The sequence below is a fragment of the Kaistella rhinocerotis genome (genome assembly GCF_030243905.1).
Classification (GTDB): Bacteria; Bacteroidota; Bacteroidia; order Flavobacteriales; family Weeksellaceae; genus Kaistella; species Kaistella rhinocerotis.
In genome coordinates, this window is sequence record NZ_JASSYY010000001.1 from 707,477 (window position 1) to 723,945 (window position 16,469).

Consider the following 16,469-nt stretch of genomic DNA (forward strand, 5'->3'; position numbering starts at 1 on the left):
CTTTTTTTATTCCTGTTTATTTAAAAGACTTTCGTAGACGCGCATCAGGTCGGCTGCTACCTCTTCGTCTTCAAACTTTGTGACATACCGCAAGCCTTTTTCGGCGCGGCGATCACGTTCTGATTTATTTTCCCAAAGGAAGAGAACTTTAGCTTTTAAATCTGCTACATTGTAAGGATCAACGTAAAGAGAGTCCGGTCCGCCGGCTTCGGGCAGGGAACTTCTGTTGCTGGTGATAATGGCTGTTCCCGAAAAAAGTGCCTCAATGACAGGAATTCCGAAACCTTCATACACGCTAGGATACACAAAAATATCTGCGAGCTGATAAATTGCAGCGAGTTCGTCCATGGAAACTCCTTCAAGGAAATGCACGCGCTGCTGCATCTTGTTTTTGATTAAATACTTCTGCACGTGGCCGAAATATCTGGTTTTTTTTCCGACGACCACCAGCGGAATCTCAGAATCCGTGATTGCTTTTACTACATTCAGCAGGTTTTTTCTTTCCTCAATGGTTCCTACATTCAAAATAAAACGCTCAGGAAGCGAATACTTAAGTTTTACGACACTCCGTTCTTCGTCGGTTTTTTTTGATTTAAATGCGGCGTGGCAACCCTGATAAACTACGTTGATCTTGTGCTCAGGAACTTTCAGGTAATGAATGATGTCCCTTTTCGTCTGTTCGGAAATCGCAATGACTCGGTCGGCCTGATTTGCGGCCTGGCGGAACTTCCACAAATGAATCTTACGGTCAAAAAAAGAGTAATATTTGGGAAATTTCAGAAAGATTAAATCATGGATCGTTACTACTTTCCTGATTGGTTTTTTGTTCCATTTCAACGGCAGTTCACCAGAAAGTCCATGGAACACATCAGCATCCGCGTTCTGCGCGTCTTTGCCCATTTTGAGCTGGCGCGAAAGGTTACCTTTTGATGTCGGAATAAAATCAACATTCGTTAAACTGAGGATTGACTCACCTTTTGCTGTCTTCGACTTATTTAATAAAAGATACTCATGCGCCGGAAAGTGCGTAGCTAAAACCCGCACCAGGTCCCGCGAATAGTTGCCTAAGCCCGAACTGTTGTTAAAAAACCTTTTACCGTCGAATGCAATCTTCATACGTTTGCCTTTCTTTCAAATTCCTGAAAAGTGCCGAACCGGAAACCGTTTTTATTAAGCCAGCCTAAATATTCGTCAAAGCGCTGCACCATTTCACGGCCTGTGTTTTTGGTCGTGAAAGCCGGAAGTTTCAGTTTCTCATCTTTAATACCGGCGAATTCCCAGGGATGAAAATAAATATTTAAATAATTATCTTCCTTTAAGACAGCTTTGCTTAAAAATTTATAGAACACAAGCGGGAAATTATGGAAACTCAGCCAAAACAGCGGAATCCGGAGTATGGGTGATACAGATGCAGGAACCTGAAGTAGTTTTCCCTCACGAAAAAAAGTTCTGGAAACACCAAGATTGTTGTATTTTCCAGGTAAAAATGTAGGATTAACCGATGAATTATAAGTATATCCCGCCGCTTCAACGTCTTTGCAATCTACTTTTTTCATTCGCGGCATCCGCAGGCCCGAAACATTAGTCACGAACATTTCCGCTAACTTCTCACGCGATTTTTTCAGGTCTTCAACAGAAAATTTTGAATGGAACCACGTATGTGAAGCGAGCTCATGACCTTCTTCCAATAGCTGCACGATCAGGTCTTTGTTATTTTCAGCAAAGACAACGGTGGAAAAGAAAGTAGCTTTTGCATTGTGTTTGCTGAGCAGCGCAAGGATTTCGATCAGGCCGCGCCGCGATATTTCGAGTTGTTCCTCAAAACTGATTTCACCGCCATATTCAAAAGGCATATCAAATTCTTCGATATCAAAACTGAGCAAAACCATATTAAAAATTTTTAGATCTGATGATGTAGTTGGGTCTGTCCTTAACCTGCTTGAAAATTTTGCCTAAATAAATGCCGATTATCCCAAGCATGATTAGCTGAACCCCGCCAAAAAACACAACGGTCATGATCAGCGAAGCCCAACCGGAAATCTCTGTGCCGTCTACGAATGAATTGATTACATAAATACCATAACCCACAGCGGCAAAAGCTGAAAAGATAAAGCCAAGATACGCCGCCAGATAAAGTGGTTTAACGCTGAATGCCGTGATGCCGGTGAAAGCGAAACGCATCATTTTTTTGAGGTTGTAGCTGCTTTGGCCTGAAACGCGTTGTCCAGCCGTAAATCTTAAGCCGGTCTGCCGAAAGCCCATCCAGTGGGTAAGTCCGCGCAGAAAGATGTCAGATTCGTTCATGTTGCGCATTACACGCACCACCGCTGCATCCATCAGCCTGAAATCTGAGCCGCCACCCTCGCTCATATCTACATCAGAAATTGCCGTGAGGAAGCGGTAATAAAGCGATGACGATTTCCTTTTGAACATCGATATCTGCTTTGGGTATTTACGGATGGTGTAAACCACATCGTAGCCTTCTTCCCACTTTGCAATAAGCGTCGGAATAAGTTCAGCGGGATGCTGCAGATCGGCATCCATCGAAATTACAGCATCACCGTCAGCAAGGTCAAGGCCGGCTTTCACGGCCGGCTGATGGCCGAAGTTCCGCGAAAATTCGATGGTTTTTATTTCGGGGTGGAGTTTTGATAGTTTCTCTAAGACATTTTGAGTGTCGTCGGTACTTCCATCATTGACAAAAATAATTTCAAATGTATAATTCAGTGATGCAAAAACGCGTGCAACCGCGTCATAGATCAACACGATGTTGCCTTCTTCGTTATGTGCCGGAATTACAATTGAGATTTTTTTCACCGTAAATGTTTTATGCGAATTTATAATCTTTTGCAAAATCTTTCGTCATGAGTTCATAGCATACCCGAAACCACACTACGCAGCACGGCAAAGCCTTGAGCGAATATTTTATGATATAATTTTCCTTAATTGACTTCGGAAACAGATCTGAAAACGAAAAGCACGTGAGTATGATAACGAATACCAACAGCGCGATATCAACCGCAGTTTTTTCTTTCTGCATCAAAAACCACAACATCACACCCGAAACCGCTATGATAAAGGTAGGCGATTCGGAACCGGAACTGAAAAGCACGATAAACAAAAGCGTGGACGCCAGAATCATCATTTGGAAAGCCAAATTTTTATACTGTTTAATCCGAAGATACGGTAATCCAAACAAAACAATACCCGGCAGCAGAAACGTAAGGTTTGAAATTTCTGCGCCGCTGATCCGTCGCACAATTCCCATCAATGAGTAATCCTGACGGTTGCCCAAGACCTGATTCGACATATTTTTCTCCGATAAAGACTGGTACCAATCCGCATAAGATCTTAAACCAAAGCCGGGACTTGAGATTATCATTGGCAGGATGAAAAACAAAACAGCAACCGCGATGAATGCACCGATAAACCGAAGTTTATTTTTAATAAAGAAAAATGAAGAAAGCCCCGCGATTCCGTATAGTTTTACGAAGAACCCAATTAAAATCGCGATGGCAGATTTAGCTTCTTTCCCCTCATAAACGTACACAGCGGACAGCATCAGTAATCCCGTCAATGCAATGTTAAATTGAAGACTCACCGCGGCTGTGATAAATTCCTGCAGACACAGCCACGCAAAAAACGCTTTATACTGGTTCGGGAACGGTAATTTATGGATGGCATAGGTGAAAATGGCGGCATTTGCGACGTTCCACAAAACGATCCCGAGCCAATCGGGCAGCATCGCGAATGGCGCAATGATTATGCTGAACAGGATGCCGTAATGATTGGCATCAAAATGCGCGTCTGGATAGTATGAATAAATATTCCGCTCACTCAGCGTGTTGACGAAGACATTCTTAAAAATCAGATAATTATTATATTTCAGCGGTCCGCCCAGATATTTTGCAATGGCAGAAGCGGCAGAAACAAGAAAATAAATCCCAAAAATATATTTGGGATCTGAAATGAATTTTAAGAATTTAGATTTCACGGTGCAGGGTTATACTGCGACGTTATTTTCGCGAAGCGCATCATTCAGTGAGGTTTTCTTATCGGTAGATTCTTTTCTCTTACCGATGATCAGCGCGCACGGAACCTGAAATTCTCCGGCCGGAAATTCTTTGGTATAACTTCCCGGAATCACGACCGAACGTGCGGGTACACGACCTTTAATTTCAATTGGATCATCTTCTGTAACATCAATGATTTTTGTGGATGCCGTAAGCACCACATTTGCGCCTAGAACAGCCTCTCTTTCCACATGCACACCTTCAACAACGATGCATCTGGAACCCACGAAAACGTTATCTTCGATGATAACCGGCGCAGCCTGCAACGGCTCTAAAACCCCACCAATACCTACTCCACCACTCAGGTGTACGTCTTTCCCGATCTGCGCACAGCTACCTACCGTCGCCCACGTGTCTACCATAGTTCCGGAATCTACAAACGCGCCGATATTCACATAAGACGGCATCAGGATCACGCCCGGCGCAATATACGCACCTTCTCTGGCAACCGCATGCGGCACCACACGAACGCCTTTTTCGGCATAATTTCTTTTTAATGGCATTTTATCGTGAAATTCGAACGGACCCACTTCGATAGTTTCCATCTTTTGGATCGGGAAGTACATCACCACCGCTTTCTTCACCCATTCATTTACTTTCCAGCCATTATTGGTAGGCTCCGCAACACGCAATTCGCCTAGGTCAAGTTGGCGGATTACCTCGCGTATCGCCGCCTGGCTGTCTGCGTTCTGCAAAAGGTCGCGGTTATCCCAAATATTCTCGATGGTCTGCTGTAACATATCTGATTATTTTTAAATATTAAAATTGAGGCCGCAAATCTACAAAACTCTGCGCACGAAAAGATACGCCTGATTCCAGTATTTTTCGTTCAGCGATGAAATGATGACGCCTTTTGACGTAGAAGCATGAATGAATTTCACCTCGCCGCCATGACCAATGTCGTGCACAATACCCACATGCGAAACGCGGCTACCGCCCGCTGTGGCGAAAAACACCAAATCACCGGGTTTGGCGTCTCGGATGTTTACTTCTTTTCCGGTACTCGACTGGTCTTCGGAGCGGCGTGGCAGTTTCGTTTTGTTCTCATCGAAAACTTTTACCACCAAACCGGAACAGTCGAAACCCGCCGATGTATTTCCGGCGTATTTGTAAGGTGCACCGAGATATTTTTGCGCATCGCGGAGAATCTCTTCGATCTGCGAATTCAGTTTGCCGGAAAAATTAGATTCCAGATTTTTTAAGTTGGGAGATTTTGCAACGGTTTTTGTAGGAATGCTTCGCTTTACGACTGCGGGTTTGGAAGCGCCACATGAAACTAGAAGCAATGCCAGAACGGCCAGAAGAAGGTTTTTCATAGTAGAGTTCGCACTGAGGTTCAAAAGTACTAAAATTATTTTGTCTAAGCTGAATATCACAGCGTTTTCCGGGTGCTAATAGATTTTTAATCTTAAAAATATCTTCATCAAAAGTTTTTGGTTAAAAATTATTTATATTTAAAAACTTCAAGCAAAAAACAATGACTTTACAGGATCTGAAAGATGTATATAAAACTGAATTAAGCGCAATTTATGATGCAGGCGAAATCACGGAGCTGTTTGCGGTATTCACAACAGAATTTGTAGGTCTAAGCCGAAGGGAACAGCGGCGGTCTTTGGATTTAATCCTAACCGAAGACCAAACAAAAGTACTTATACAGGCTCTAAACGAACTGAAAAGCGGAAAACCCTTCCAGCAAATCCTCGGAAAAACCGAATTTTACGGTGTTGATTTTATTGTGACTGAAGATGTGTTGGTTCCGAGACCCGAAACGGAAGAACTGCTAGAACTGGCGATTGGACAAATAAACCGCATACATACCACCAAGAGAACGCTAAAAATACTTGATATTGGGACCGGCAGTGGTATCATTCCGATAATCCTGAAAAAGCATTTTCCGGAGGCTAAAGTTTGTGCCGTCGACTTCTCTCAGAAAGCGCTTGGAGTTGCGCAGAAAAACGCGGCACTGCACAACGTGGATATCAATTTCATCCATGCAGATTATCTGAATTCTGAACTTTCTGATGTTTTTGAGGTGATCATTTCGAATCCACCCTACATCGGACAGAATGAAAAATCGGATATCGCCGTCTCTGTGAAAGATTTTGAACCCGAAATGGCGCTGTTTTCACCCACCGAAAATGCGCTCATATTTTACGAAAAGATCGCCGGGGACTGCAAAAAACATCTAGCTGCGGGCGGAATGGTATTTCTCGAAATCAATCAGAAGCTTGGAGCGGAAACGTGTGGACTGTTTGAAGAGGTTCTGACCCGCGCGGAACTCGTGAAAGATATTTCCGGGAATGACAGGATGGTATGGGGAATAAAATAGGATGTAATTTCGTGGTCCGGTTTTGTATGGCGCGAGCGAAGCGAGCGCCAAAAAGTTTTTTTTGTCTCTCCGAAATGAAAAATACCTGATTTTTTAGCCCCGATGGAAGCGGCATCCCCGGCGACGCGCCAGCGGCGGGATATAGCGGACAGCGGGTAAAGTCGTCGAAAAATCGACTCACTTTCTTGCTCCTAAAAAATTACCCGATTTTCTTTTTCACGAAGACCATGTACGACATGTAGATTAGTGGCAAAGCCATGATGGCGAGGTAAAGTGCATTCTCGATCGCACGCTCCGGCTGAAGCGCCACCGCAAAGACCAGTCCGAAAAATGCACCGCCTAAATGTGCGGCATGTCCGATATTGTCATTTTCACGCGGGTTCAGCATCATATACACCGAATACGCGAAGTATGCGAGTCCAAAAATGTAGCCCGGGATCGCAATTGGGATGAAGAAAAAGTAAATCCCAAGATCCGGAATCATCGCAATGGATGCGAACAGTATTCCCGAAACGCCACCGCTCGCACCAATAGCCGAATACCAAGACTGGTTTTTGTACAGATACAGCGAGAACAAGTTTCCAAGCAGTATAGAGCCGAAGTATACGACTAGAAATCCGATTGGTGTGAAGGCCTGAATTACAATGGGCGCAAAAAAGTAAAGCGTCATCATGTTGAACAGCAGGTGTATCATGTCGCCATGCAGGAAACCCGCGGAGATTAGCCGCACATATTCTTTCCGCTGCAGAATGGCCCCTACATTGAATTTATACTTCTCGAACATTTCCCTGTTGCTGAACGCAACGAAACTGATGATGGCCGTGGCGGCTATGATAATAAGTAAAAAGGTATCCATATCTAAATAAAAAGTTTCAGCAGCGCCGAAACTTTGGTGTTAAACTATTTCTGAGGTTAAACTCCGGGCAAGTAATTTTTCGTGCATTGGCTTCAGAACTTCAAGACTGCCCGTTTTCACTGTACATTTACCTTTGTAGTGAACCAAAATGGTACATTGCTCGGCCTGTTCTAATGTGTGACCGCAAATTTCGATCAAAGCCTCGATTACATAGTCGAAAGTGTTTACATCATCATTCCAAAGCACAATTTTATATACTTCGTCTTCACGCTCCAGCAGCGCTACTTCTTCATCATATTCGCGCTGCGGATTTTCATAATCGCGCACGTTATCAAAAAACTGATTAAGCATTTTTAGATTTCTGAGATTTCGTCTGTCAGTTCAGACATGATGTTCGGCTCGTCATAGGTGAGTTCTACAACGTCCACACTCTTATTCTGCATTTTGAGAATCTTCACATGGTAACTGTTCATCACAAACTCCTGATTTTCCTCCGGAATATCTTCAAGCTCATGCAGGATGTAGCCGGCCAGCGTATTGTATTCACCGTCTTCGGAAAGCGGAAATATCTTTGGCAAATGTTCATTGATCTCATCCAGGTTTTGAGTCGCCTGCACGCAGTAAACATTTTCGCCAACTTTCTCTACGATTCTGTCTTCGTCATCTTCCTCGTCCTGAATTTCTCCTACCAGTTCTTCCAGAATATCTTCAAGTGTGATGATACCTTCCGTACCGCCAAACTCATCGATAACCACGGCTAAATGCTGCTTTTTCTGCTGGAAAACTTTCAAAAGATCAGAAATTTTCTTGCTTCCGACTACGAAGAAGGCTTCACGCATCAGTTCTGCAAGCGTGTCGTGCGTCACTTCGCCTTTGGTACGCACATACACACGGATGATTTCTTTCGCATAGAAAATTCCGATGATATTGTCAATCGAACCTTTATATACCGGGATACGCGAGTATCCGCTGTCCATGATTTGCGTAATGATATCTTCTATCGGATCTTCAATGTCGATTGACGCAATATTCTGACGCGGCACCATGATCTGCTTCGCAGAATGGTCTGTAAAATCAAACGCGTTCTTGATGATCTCATAATTTTCTTCCTGGATCTCACCGCTGTCCGCAGACTGCTTCACCAAAAGCTGAAGTTCTTCTGTGGAGTGTATTTCATGTTCCGTAACCGGATGAACTTTCATTAATCTTAAAACCGCATTTGACATCATGTTCATTGACCAAATGAAAGGTTTGAAAACAGTATAAAAAACGCGAAGCGGCATTGCGATCGCCATCGTAGTAGGTTCAGCTTTACGGATCGCAATAGATTTTGGTATCAGTTCACCAAAAACGATGTGCATGATCGTAATCAAAAGGAAACTCACGACAAGAGAAACTGTATAAACAGTGGCTTCCGCAATTTGGAAGTTAAAATAATGGAAGATATTTTCTATGATATGATGCAGGGCGCTTTCACCTACAAAACCTAGCCCCAGAGAAGCGAGTGTAATACCGAGCTGCGTGGCGGAAAGGTATTCATCAAGATGTTTGATGATGTGCTCGGCCTGCTTGGCCATTGAGTTGCCTTCGGCAGCTTTGATTTGAATTTGAGAGTAACGAACCTTAACGATTGAAAATTCTGCGGCTACGAAAAAGCCATTGAGTAATACTAAGAATAAAGCCAGTAACAGCTTGACGACGTCTGAGTCCATTTAATTTTTTAAAAATAATTCCTACAAATATATATAAAAAATAAATAACGCCGGGGAAACGATCCGCCATCCAAATGCATCAATATTGCGCGGTTAGCACCAAAAAAAGCACCGGCAAAACCGATGCTTATATAAATTTGTCTATTGAAATTCTTACGAATTTTTAAGGGCTTCTGCGCCGGATACAATTTCAAGAATCTCATTTGTAATCGCAGCTTGTCGTGCTTTATTATAGAAAATCTTCAGATCATTTCTCAGGGCTTCGGCATTGTCGGTTGCCTTGTGCATCGCCGTCATCCTGGCGCCGTGCTCAGATGCAATAGAATCCAGAATTGCTTTGTAGACCTGTGTTTTGATCGATTTTGGAATCAGAACATTCAGGATGTCGGCCGCATTTGGCTCGAAAAGGTAGTCTGTATTCGCAGATCCTTCTTTTTCCGACATCTTTATCGGCAATACCTGCTCAAGCTGAACTTCCTGCGTTGCGGCGTTGATAAATTTGTTATAAACAACAAATACTTTATCGAATTTACCCTCACGGTAATCGCGCATCACATTCTCCATGAAATTTGATACCACCTGGAAACTCATGCCATCGAAGATCGCACTTTGGTTATCATACACGGTACGCGTTCTGCGAACTGCATCGAACACTTTTTTCCCAACGGCTAAAATTTCCACTTCGTGCGGCGTATTGCTCAGTGCGCTGTTCAGCTCTTTGATTACCGAAGAGTTGAAAGCCCCCGCAAGACCTTTGTTTGAAGTAACTACGATGAAAAGAACCTTTTGCACTTCTCTTTCCTCAGTAAATGTGGAGATCCCTTCAAGATCCGTCGAGGAACTTACATTTTCAATAATTTCCTGCAATTTTTCCGAGTAAGGTCTCAGCATTACGATCGCGTCTGTAGCTTTCTTCAGCTTAGCTGCAGAAACCATTTTCATCGCGCTGGTAATTTGCATCGTAGAAGAGATGGAAGTAATTCTACCCCGTATTTCCTTTAAGTTTGCCATTTGTTCTATAGTTGTCGGTTGTCGGCTTCTGGTTGATAGTTTTAGAGAAAATCCCGTGAGCTACCAACCAAAAACCATCAACAAATATTAATTATATTTTGAAGCCAATTCTGTAGCTGCCTGCTTCAGAACGCCTGTAATATTATCGTCGATCTTTCCAGCTTTGATAGCGGCCATCGTATCCGGATGTTTTGATCTAAGGAACTCCACATACTCTTTCTGGAATTCTTTTACCTTTCTGATTGGGATATTTCTCATCAGGTTTTCTGTACCTGCATAAATCATCGCTACCTGAGAATCTACAGGAAGTGGTGAATTTACCGGCTGCTTAAGAAGCTCTACGTTTCTCTCACCTTTAGAAATTACACCTTGCGTAGAAGCATCAAGATCGGAACCGAATTTAGCAAATGCCTCAAGTTCTTTGTACTGAGCCTGATCTAGTTTCAATGTACCTGAAACCTTCTTCATCGACTTGATCTGCGCGTTACCTCCTACACGTGATACAGAGATACCTACGTTGATCGCAGGACGTACACCTGAGTTGAACAGATCAGATTCAAGGAAGATCTGCCCGTCCGTAATCGAAATTACGTTCGTTGGGATATATGCAGAAACGTCACCAGCCTGTGTTTCGATAATTGGAAGTGCAGTAAGTGAACCGCCCCCTTTTACGATAGGTTTTAGAGAATCCGGAAGATCGTTCATTTGTGCCGCAATGGTATCATCAGCGATTACTTTTGCAGAACGCTCCAATAATCTGGAGTGAAGGTAGAAAACGTCACCTGGATAAGCCTCACGGCCCGGTGGTCTTCTCAATAGAAGAGAAAGTTCACGGTATGCTACGGCCTGCTTTGATAAATCATCATAAATGATCAATGCAGGACGACCTGTATCACGGAAATACTCACCGATTGCAGCTCCGGCCATTGGCGCGTAAACCTGCATTGGAGAAGGGTCTGAAGCGTTTGCAGCTACAACCACTGTATATGCCATCGCACCTTTATCTTCTAATGTTTTAACGATCTGTGCAACGGTAGAAGCCTTCTGCCCAACTGCTACATAGATACAAAATACTGGTTCACCAGCGTCATAAAATTCTCTTTGGTTAAGGATGGTGTCAATCGCCACAACTGTCTTACCAGTCTGACGGTCACCGATGATCAGCTCACGCTGACCTCTACCAACCGGAATCATGGAATCGATGGCTACAATACCTGTCTGAAGAGGTTCTGTAACCGGCTGACGGAAAATAACTCCCGGCGCCTTTCTTTCCAATGGCATTTCGTATAAATCTCCGGTGATCGGTCCTTTACCATCAATTGGGTTTCCTAAAGTATCTACTACTCTACCCAACATGCCTTCACCTACATTGATAGATGAAATTCTTTTGGTTCGGTTTACCGTATCTCCTTCCTTCACCTGCTTAGACTCACCAAGAAGTGCTACACCCACATTGTCTTCAGCAAGATTAAGAACGATTCCTTCGATACCGCTCTCGAATTTTACCAATTCACCGTACTGAACATTTTCTAAACCGTACACTAAAGCGATACCATCACCGATGGTCAATACAGTTCCTACCTCTTCCACATTACTCTGTGTGTCGAAGTTTGCCAACTGCTGTTTAAGAATTGCAGATACTTCTGCCGGATTTATTTCTGCCATTTTATGGTTGTTTTTGTCTTAATTTAATTGAAATTCTTTTTTAAGCTTGCCCAGTTTTGATCTTACAGAAGCGTCGATCTGCTGATCGCCCACTCTCAGGATATAACCTCCAAGAAGTGATGAATCGATTACCGTCTTCACATCAAATTTGTTGTCATGATTGATCAAATCTGTCGCCTTCAGGATGTTTTTTTGGTTCTCATCTGTAAGTGGAGCCGCTGACGTAAGCGTAATTCTCTGCACGCCGTTCATTTCGTTCACTTTGTTGATGAATTCCTGAGCTACGTTCTGCATTTGGCTTTCGCGACCCTGTTTGATGATCAGTGTGATCAAATTTTTGGTTACCGGTGAGAAACCCTTGAAGATTTCCGCAGCAATCGATTGCTTTTTCTTGCCGTCAATAATCGGCGACGCGAAGAAATTCTGAAGTTCACGGGAATTGGCAATCGTTTTTGCAACATCGCCCATTTCCGCAAATACAGCCTCAGTATTTCCGCTGTCCTGCGTAAAGCTCAGCAGTCCCTGTGCGTATCGTTTAGCTACTTTACTTGTAAGCATCTTAGTTCAGGTTAGATTTGTTCAAGATGTTTTCTACTAATGCATTCTGCGCACCGTCATTGCTGAGTTTTTCCTTAAGGATAGATTCCGCGATGTTCACAGAAAGAGTTCCGATCTGGTTTTTGATATCAGACATTGCAGCTGCTTTTTCAGCCTGGATAGACTGGCGTGCCTGCTCTATCATTTTATCACCCTCCGTTTTCGCAATTTCTTTGGCTTCACCTACGATTCTTTCCTTAATCTCGCGCGCCTCTTTAAGAATGTTATCACGCTCTATTTTCGCTTCGCGGATGATGATTTCATTCTCAGCTTTAAGGTTCTGAACTTCCTGCTTTGCAAGTTTAGCCTGATTAAGTGAATCAACAATAGTTATTTCTCTCTCATTCACCGCCTGCATGATCGGTTTCCATGCGAATTTGTGTAAAACAAAAAGCAAGATCAAAAAGATCACAGACTGAATGATGAATAAACCTGATGAAAAGTCTTCTAATAATCCCATACGAGTTATAATAAAATATTGTTCTTAAATTTTTTTCTAATTTTTTAAAAAATCACTTGCCGTAACCAACCGTTCCCGGCAAGTGAAAATTTCTGAGTGTTCTTAGTTTACTGCGAACAATGCAGCAAATGCAAGACCTTCTACAAGTGCAGCAGCAATAAGCATCGCAGTTTGCAGTTTACCTGCCTGCTCTGGCTGACGAGCCATACCTTCCAAAGCAGCAGCACCGATCTTACCGATACCAAGACCTGCTCCGATTACTACTAGACCTGCTCCTACTAACTTAGGGATTTCCATAATATATAATTTAAAAAATTAGTTTCTGTTTATTGCTTTCAGCTACTTTTAATCAGCTGTTGGCTACTTCTGCCGCTTACGTGGCTCTATTTACTTTTTACTATTGCCTTTGCTCTTATTAATGAGCTTCTTCATGATGGTGCTCCTCATTGGCCATACCGAAATACACCGCCGAAAGCATCGTGAAGATATACGCCTGAAGGAACGCTACCAAAATTTCGAGCAAATAAAGCACGAATGTCAGGAAAGGGAACGCGATACCCGCGATTACATTTTTAAAGACATAAATCATTGCAATAAGCGACATTACTACGATGTGACCCGCAGTCATGTTCGCGAAAAGACGGATAAGCAGCGCGAAAGGCTTGATAAACATCCCGATAATTTCAATCGGCATCATCACCAGCTTCATCGGCCAAGGCAAGCCCGGCATCCAGAAAATGTGCTGCCAATATGTTTTATTTGCGGTAAACTGCGTCAAAAGGAAAGTCACGATCGCCAACGCAGCAGTGATTGCTAAGTTTCCTGTCACGTTGATCCCGAAAGGCATCAGACCTAAAACATTAAGGAACAGAATAAAGAAAAATACGGTCAGCAAGTAACCCATGTACTTTTTATAGTTCGTCCCGATGTTTGGTTTGGCAATGTCATCACGAATGAAAATAATAAGCGGTTCGAAAATCTTCCCTGCACCAGATGGCACCAAAGAATTCTTATAGCTTCTGGCAATCGATACAAAAAGAAGCGTCATCAGAATCGCTACTAAAAGGATAGCGAAAACGCTTTTTGTAATTGACAGATCCAGCATTTTAGCGTTGGTCGCATGTCCATGGTCATCCATTTCGATGGTTCCTGAAGCATCTGTCTTATAGATTTTTTCGTGAAATAGCTTATAGTAGCTTCCTTTGCTGGCAAAAGTATCTTCTCCATGGTTGAAAGTTGAACTCATCGTTGCATGGAAACCGTTCTCTTTGTCGTAGAAAATTACCGGAAGCGGGAAACCGATGTGGTGTCCGTCTTTGGTCACCATGATATCGAAACTGTGAGCGTCCTTTACGTGATGCTGTATAAACTCTTGGTTTTTAGCTTTTTCAGCCTGGGCCTCAGTTACATTTCCGGCAGCGTGTTCAGTAGCTGCGCTGGTTTCGTGCTGCGCCTGCGAAAGCGAAAATGTAGATAAAAATCCAAGTAAAAGGATAACTCTTTTAAGCATTATGATATATCTTTTTAAAGTTTTGCAAAAATAGGATAAATATTCAGATTACAAAGAGGTTGTCTCCTGATTTTTTTCATCTTTTTCCGCGGCCGAGGCATCCTGAAACTGAATAAGTTTCACCGCAAATAGGGTTTCGAGGATAAGTGATACCAGATATGGAATTGCAAAATGCAGCTTATAGTTCGGAACGGTACTCAGTTCAAGCTGACCCATCGCGATGAAAAGCGCCGCCATCTTCACCATCACCAAACCCAAAAAACCAAAACCGATATACTGCGGGAACTGGTTTTTTATAATGCTAAGAACGGTAATCACCATCACGAACAGCAGCGTAAGGAAAATATAATAGCGGAAGAACACGAGATCAAAACCGATCTTCAACCATTCCCAAAGCCCGAAATGCACGGCAATCATGACAAAGAACAAGATGATATAAAGTGTGGTAGGTTTCATTTTCATTTTTGAATATTTTTTAGCTGTTTCAGCAGATTGTAAAATGCCAGTCCCATCGCGGTGAAACCGATAGCAACCGTCAGTAGGTTGCTTTCGATTTCATAATAGTCGTTAATCTTCTTTCCTCCCCAAAAACCAAGTCCCATCGTGGCCAGCATTTGGAAAACTACAGCTGAATAAACACCGTACTGCCGCAAGCCCGAGGAGGCAAATTTGCGTTCAACGTCTTTACCCGCAGAGTTTGGGTTGGTATTTTCGGTTGCCATTTTATTAATTTTTGCAAAGCTAATGATAATCAGTCAGCCTAAAAATTTTCAATTTTAAATATCCGCGATTTTCCCTATTTTTGCGCATCTTTAAAATAAAAAACCGATGTTCAACAGTTTACAGGATAAATTAGACAAAGCTTTACACAATATCTCAGGCCGCGGAAAGATCACCGAGATCAATGTGGCTGAAACCGTAAAAGAAATCCGACGCGCACTGGTAGATGCCGACGTAAACTACAAGGTGGCGAAAGACCTCACAAAGCGTGTTCAGGACAAAGCTTTAGGCCAAAATGTTCTCACGAGCCTCACGCCGGGACAGCTGATGACCAAAATCGTGCACGATGAGCTTGTAGAGCTTATGGGTAGTACGAGTGAGGGCATCAATCTTTCGGGCAAGCCTTCTGTGATTTTGATCGCAGGTCTGCAGGGTTCAGGTAAAACCACTTTCTCCGGAAAATTGGCGAACTATTTAAAGCAAAAAAGAAACAAAAAACCTCTTTTGGTGGCATGCGACGTTTACCGTCCGGCCGCGATTGAGCAGCTTAAAATATTAGGAACCCAAACCGGAATCCCTGTTTATACGGAAGAAGGTGCCTTAAATCCTTCGTCTATTGCTGAAAATGCGGTAAAATTTGCGAAAGAGAATAATCATGATGTAGTGATCGTGGATACGGCTGGCCGTTTGGCAGTTGATGAGCAGATGATGAATGAGATCAAATCGGTTCATTATTTCATCAAGCCGCAGGAAACACTATTCGTAGTAGATTCCATGACCGGTCAGGATGCGGTGAATACGGCGAAAGCGTTTAACGAAGCCTTGAATTTCGACGGTGTTGTACTTACGAAACTGGACGGTGATACGCGTGGTGGTGCGGCGCTTACAATCCGTTCGGTTGTTGAAAAACCTATTAAATTTATCTCTACCGGCGAAAAAATGGAAGCGCTCGACGTTTTCTATCCCGAGAGGATGGCTGACCGAATTCTTGGAATGGGTGACGTTGTTTCGCTCGTTGAAAGAGCTCAGGAGCAGTTTGATGAGGAAGAGGCTAAGAAGCTTCACAAGAAAATCGCCAAAAACGAATTCGGTTTCGACGATTTCTTAAAGCAAATCAATCAGATCAAGAAAATGGGTAACATGAAGGATTTGATGGGCATGATTCCGGGAGTTGGCAAAGCCATTAAAGATGTGGATATTCAGGATGACGCCTTTAAACATATTGAAGCGATCATCCACTCTATGACGCCGGAAGAAAGAAGAAGACCTTCAATCATCAACACGCAGCGTAAAAACCGCATTGCACGCGGAGCCGGAAGAAAAATAGAAGATGTAAATGCTTTGATGAAACAGTTTGAGCAGATGGGCAAAATGATGAAGATGATGCAGGGACCGCAAGGCAAGCAGATGATGGAAATGATGAGCAAAGGAATGCCGAAGATGCCTGGAATGGGCGGAAACCTCTTTGGGAAGTAAGAGTTCGAAAAATTCAGATAAAAAACAAAACCCGGATCAGATGATTCGGGTTTATTTTAG

General features: G+C 43.0%; 19 protein-coding genes. 2 read left to right on the forward strand and 17 right to left on the reverse strand.

From position 1 onward, the window contains the following. Window positions 1–6 precede the first annotated feature (6 nt). The 6 genes from QEP06_RS03235 to QEP06_RS03260 are packed head-to-tail and all read right to left on the reverse strand — an operon-like array spanning window position 7 to window position 5,389. The gene (locus tag QEP06_RS03235; protein WP_285269048.1) at window positions 7–1,116 is read right to left on the reverse strand and encodes a glycosyltransferase family 4 protein; all 1,110 of its coding nucleotides are present in this window, start codon (window positions 1,114–1,116) and stop codon (window positions 7–9) included. After that, window positions 1,113–1,889, reverse strand: coding sequence for a polysaccharide deacetylase family protein (locus QEP06_RS03240; protein WP_285269049.1), 777 nt, complete (start codon window positions 1,887–1,889; stop codon window positions 1,113–1,115). The genes QEP06_RS03235 and QEP06_RS03240 overlap by 4 nt, the downstream gene beginning before the upstream one ends. 1 nt (window position 1,890) lies before the next feature. Next, window positions 1,891–2,817, reverse strand: a complete 927-nt coding sequence (locus QEP06_RS03245) for a glycosyltransferase family 2 protein (protein WP_251833086.1) — start codon at window positions 2,815–2,817, stop codon at window positions 1,891–1,893. Window positions 2,818–2,827: 10 nt separating this feature from the next. Further along, window positions 2,828–3,994, reverse strand: coding sequence for a glycosyltransferase family 87 protein (locus tag QEP06_RS03250; RefSeq protein WP_285269050.1), 1,167 nt, complete (start codon window positions 3,992–3,994; stop codon window positions 2,828–2,830). A 9-nt stretch (window positions 3,995–4,003) separates the two neighbouring features. Further along, complete coding sequence (locus QEP06_RS03255; RefSeq protein WP_251833084.1) at window positions 4,004–4,813, reverse strand: 2,3,4,5-tetrahydropyridine-2,6-dicarboxylate N-succinyltransferase; 810 nt, start codon at window positions 4,811–4,813, stop codon at window positions 4,004–4,006. Between the two features lie 39 nt (window positions 4,814–4,852). Further along, entirely contained in the window at window positions 4,853–5,389 is a 537-nt protein-coding gene (locus QEP06_RS03260; protein ID WP_251833083.1) for a C40 family peptidase, read from the reverse strand. Window positions 5,390–5,550: 161 nt separating this feature from the next. Here QEP06_RS03260 and prmC point away from each other — a divergent pair, with 161 nt between their 5' ends. Further along, window positions 5,551–6,402 (forward strand): peptide chain release factor N(5)-glutamine methyltransferase, encoded by an 852-nt coding sequence (gene prmC, locus QEP06_RS03265; RefSeq protein ID WP_285269051.1) that lies wholly within the window; start codon window positions 5,551–5,553, stop codon window positions 6,400–6,402. A 199-nt stretch (window positions 6,403–6,601) separates the two neighbouring features. Here the strand turns inward: prmC and QEP06_RS03270 are convergent, their stop codons facing one another. From QEP06_RS03270 to QEP06_RS03320, 11 genes are all read right to left on the reverse strand, one after another. Then, on the reverse strand, window positions 6,602–7,258 hold the full coding sequence (locus QEP06_RS03270) for a rhomboid family intramembrane serine protease (RefSeq protein WP_285269052.1): 657 nt from the start codon (window positions 7,256–7,258) through the stop codon (window positions 6,602–6,604). Window positions 7,259–7,297: 39 nt separating this feature from the next. Next, window positions 7,298–7,609, reverse strand: a complete 312-nt coding sequence (locus tag QEP06_RS03275) for an ATP-dependent Clp protease adaptor ClpS (RefSeq protein ID WP_251833080.1) — start codon at window positions 7,607–7,609, stop codon at window positions 7,298–7,300. 2 nt (window positions 7,610–7,611) lie between these two features. Continuing rightward, entirely contained in the window at window positions 7,612–8,970 is a 1,359-nt protein-coding gene (locus tag QEP06_RS03280) for a hemolysin family protein (RefSeq protein WP_251833079.1), read from the reverse strand. 153 nt (window positions 8,971–9,123) lie between these two features. Next, window positions 9,124–9,981 carry an ATP synthase F1 subunit gamma gene (gene atpG / locus QEP06_RS03285; protein WP_251833078.1) on the reverse strand — a complete coding sequence of 286 codons (858 nt, stop codon included), beginning with the start codon at window positions 9,979–9,981 and terminating at the stop codon, window positions 9,124–9,126. Between the two features lie 87 nt (window positions 9,982–10,068). Next, the gene (gene atpA / locus QEP06_RS03290; RefSeq protein WP_251833077.1) at window positions 10,069–11,646 is read right to left on the reverse strand and encodes a F0F1 ATP synthase subunit alpha; all 1,578 of its coding nucleotides are present in this window, start codon (window positions 11,644–11,646) and stop codon (window positions 10,069–10,071) included. 18 nt (window positions 11,647–11,664) lie between these two features. After that, window positions 11,665–12,204 carry an ATP synthase F1 subunit delta gene (gene atpH / locus QEP06_RS03295; protein ID WP_285269053.1) on the reverse strand — a complete coding sequence of 180 codons (540 nt, stop codon included), beginning with the start codon at window positions 12,202–12,204 and terminating at the stop codon, window positions 11,665–11,667. 1 nt (window position 12,205) lies between these two features. Continuing rightward, a complete protein-coding gene (atpF, locus tag QEP06_RS03300; protein ID WP_285269054.1) occupies window positions 12,206–12,703 on the reverse strand; it encodes a F0F1 ATP synthase subunit B in 498 nt (165 codons plus the stop codon). Between the two features lie 102 nt (window positions 12,704–12,805). Next, window positions 12,806–13,000 (reverse strand): ATP synthase F0 subunit C, encoded by a 195-nt coding sequence (gene atpE, locus QEP06_RS03305; RefSeq protein ID WP_012782425.1) that lies wholly within the window; start codon window positions 12,998–13,000, stop codon window positions 12,806–12,808. Window positions 13,001–13,118: 118 nt separating this feature from the next. Next, complete coding sequence (atpB, locus tag QEP06_RS03310; RefSeq protein WP_285269055.1) at window positions 13,119–14,213, reverse strand: F0F1 ATP synthase subunit A; 1,095 nt, start codon at window positions 14,211–14,213, stop codon at window positions 13,119–13,121. A 48-nt stretch (window positions 14,214–14,261) separates the two neighbouring features. Next, a complete protein-coding gene (locus QEP06_RS03315) occupies window positions 14,262–14,669 on the reverse strand; it encodes a hypothetical protein (RefSeq protein WP_285269056.1) in 408 nt (135 codons plus the stop codon). Between the two features lie 2 nt (window positions 14,670–14,671). Continuing rightward, entirely contained in the window at window positions 14,672–14,935 is a 264-nt protein-coding gene (locus QEP06_RS03320) for an AtpZ/AtpI family protein (RefSeq protein ID WP_251833072.1), read from the reverse strand. A gap of 106 nt (window positions 14,936–15,041) precedes the next feature. Between QEP06_RS03320 and ffh the strand changes: the two genes are divergently transcribed. Further along, complete coding sequence (ffh, locus tag QEP06_RS03325; protein WP_285269057.1) at window positions 15,042–16,409, forward strand: signal recognition particle protein; 1,368 nt, start codon at window positions 15,042–15,044, stop codon at window positions 16,407–16,409. The last annotated feature ends 60 nt before the right edge of the window (window positions 16,410–16,469 follow it).

What these genes read in the sequence shown, in the direction of transcription:
- QEP06_RS03315 (WP_285269056.1), bottom strand. Translation starts at nt 14,669, where the DNA reads ATGAAACCTACCACACTTTATATCATCTTGTTCTTTGTCATGATTGCC.
- QEP06_RS03275 (WP_251833080.1), bottom strand. Translation starts at nt 7,609, where the DNA reads ATGCTTAATCAGTTTTTTGATAACGTGCGCGATTATGAAAATCCGCAG.
- QEP06_RS03260 (WP_251833083.1), bottom strand. Translation starts at nt 5,389, where the DNA reads ATGAAAAACCTTCTTCTGGCCGTTCTGGCATTGCTTCTAGTTTCATGT.
- atpG (WP_251833078.1), bottom strand. Translation starts at nt 9,981, where the DNA reads ATGGCAAACTTAAAGGAAATACGGGGTAGAATTACTTCCATCTCTTCT.
- QEP06_RS03320 (WP_251833072.1), bottom strand. Translation starts at nt 14,935, where the DNA reads ATGGCAACCGAAAATACCAACCCAAACTCTGCGGGTAAAGACGTTGAA.
- QEP06_RS03280 (WP_251833079.1), bottom strand. Translation starts at nt 8,970, where the DNA reads ATGGACTCAGACGTCGTCAAGCTGTTACTGGCTTTATTCTTAGTATTA.
- ffh (WP_285269057.1), top strand. Translation starts at nt 15,042, where the DNA reads ATGTTCAACAGTTTACAGGATAAATTAGACAAAGCTTTACACAATATC.
- atpB (WP_285269055.1), bottom strand. Translation starts at nt 14,213, where the DNA reads ATGCTTAAAAGAGTTATCCTTTTACTTGGATTTTTATCTACATTTTCG.
- atpF (WP_285269054.1), bottom strand. Translation starts at nt 12,703, where the DNA reads ATGGGATTATTAGAAGACTTTTCATCAGGTTTATTCATCATTCAGTCT.
- atpE (WP_012782425.1), bottom strand. Translation starts at nt 13,000, where the DNA reads ATGGAAATCCCTAAGTTAGTAGGAGCAGGTCTAGTAGTAATCGGAGCA.
- QEP06_RS03235 (WP_285269048.1), bottom strand. Translation starts at nt 1,116, where the DNA reads ATGAAGATTGCATTCGACGGTAAAAGGTTTTTTAACAACAGTTCGGGC.
- QEP06_RS03255 (WP_251833084.1), bottom strand. Translation starts at nt 4,813, where the DNA reads ATGTTACAGCAGACCATCGAGAATATTTGGGATAACCGCGACCTTTTG.
- atpA (WP_251833077.1), bottom strand. Translation starts at nt 11,646, where the DNA reads ATGGCAGAAATAAATCCGGCAGAAGTATCTGCAATTCTTAAACAGCAG.
- prmC (WP_285269051.1), top strand. Translation starts at nt 5,551, where the DNA reads ATGACTTTACAGGATCTGAAAGATGTATATAAAACTGAATTAAGCGCA.
- QEP06_RS03240 (WP_285269049.1), bottom strand. Translation starts at nt 1,889, where the DNA reads ATGGTTTTGCTCAGTTTTGATATCGAAGAATTTGATATGCCTTTTGAA.
- atpH (WP_285269053.1), bottom strand. Translation starts at nt 12,204, where the DNA reads ATGCTTACAAGTAAAGTAGCTAAACGATACGCACAGGGACTGCTGAGC.
- QEP06_RS03270 (WP_285269052.1), bottom strand. Translation starts at nt 7,258, where the DNA reads ATGGATACCTTTTTACTTATTATCATAGCCGCCACGGCCATCATCAGT.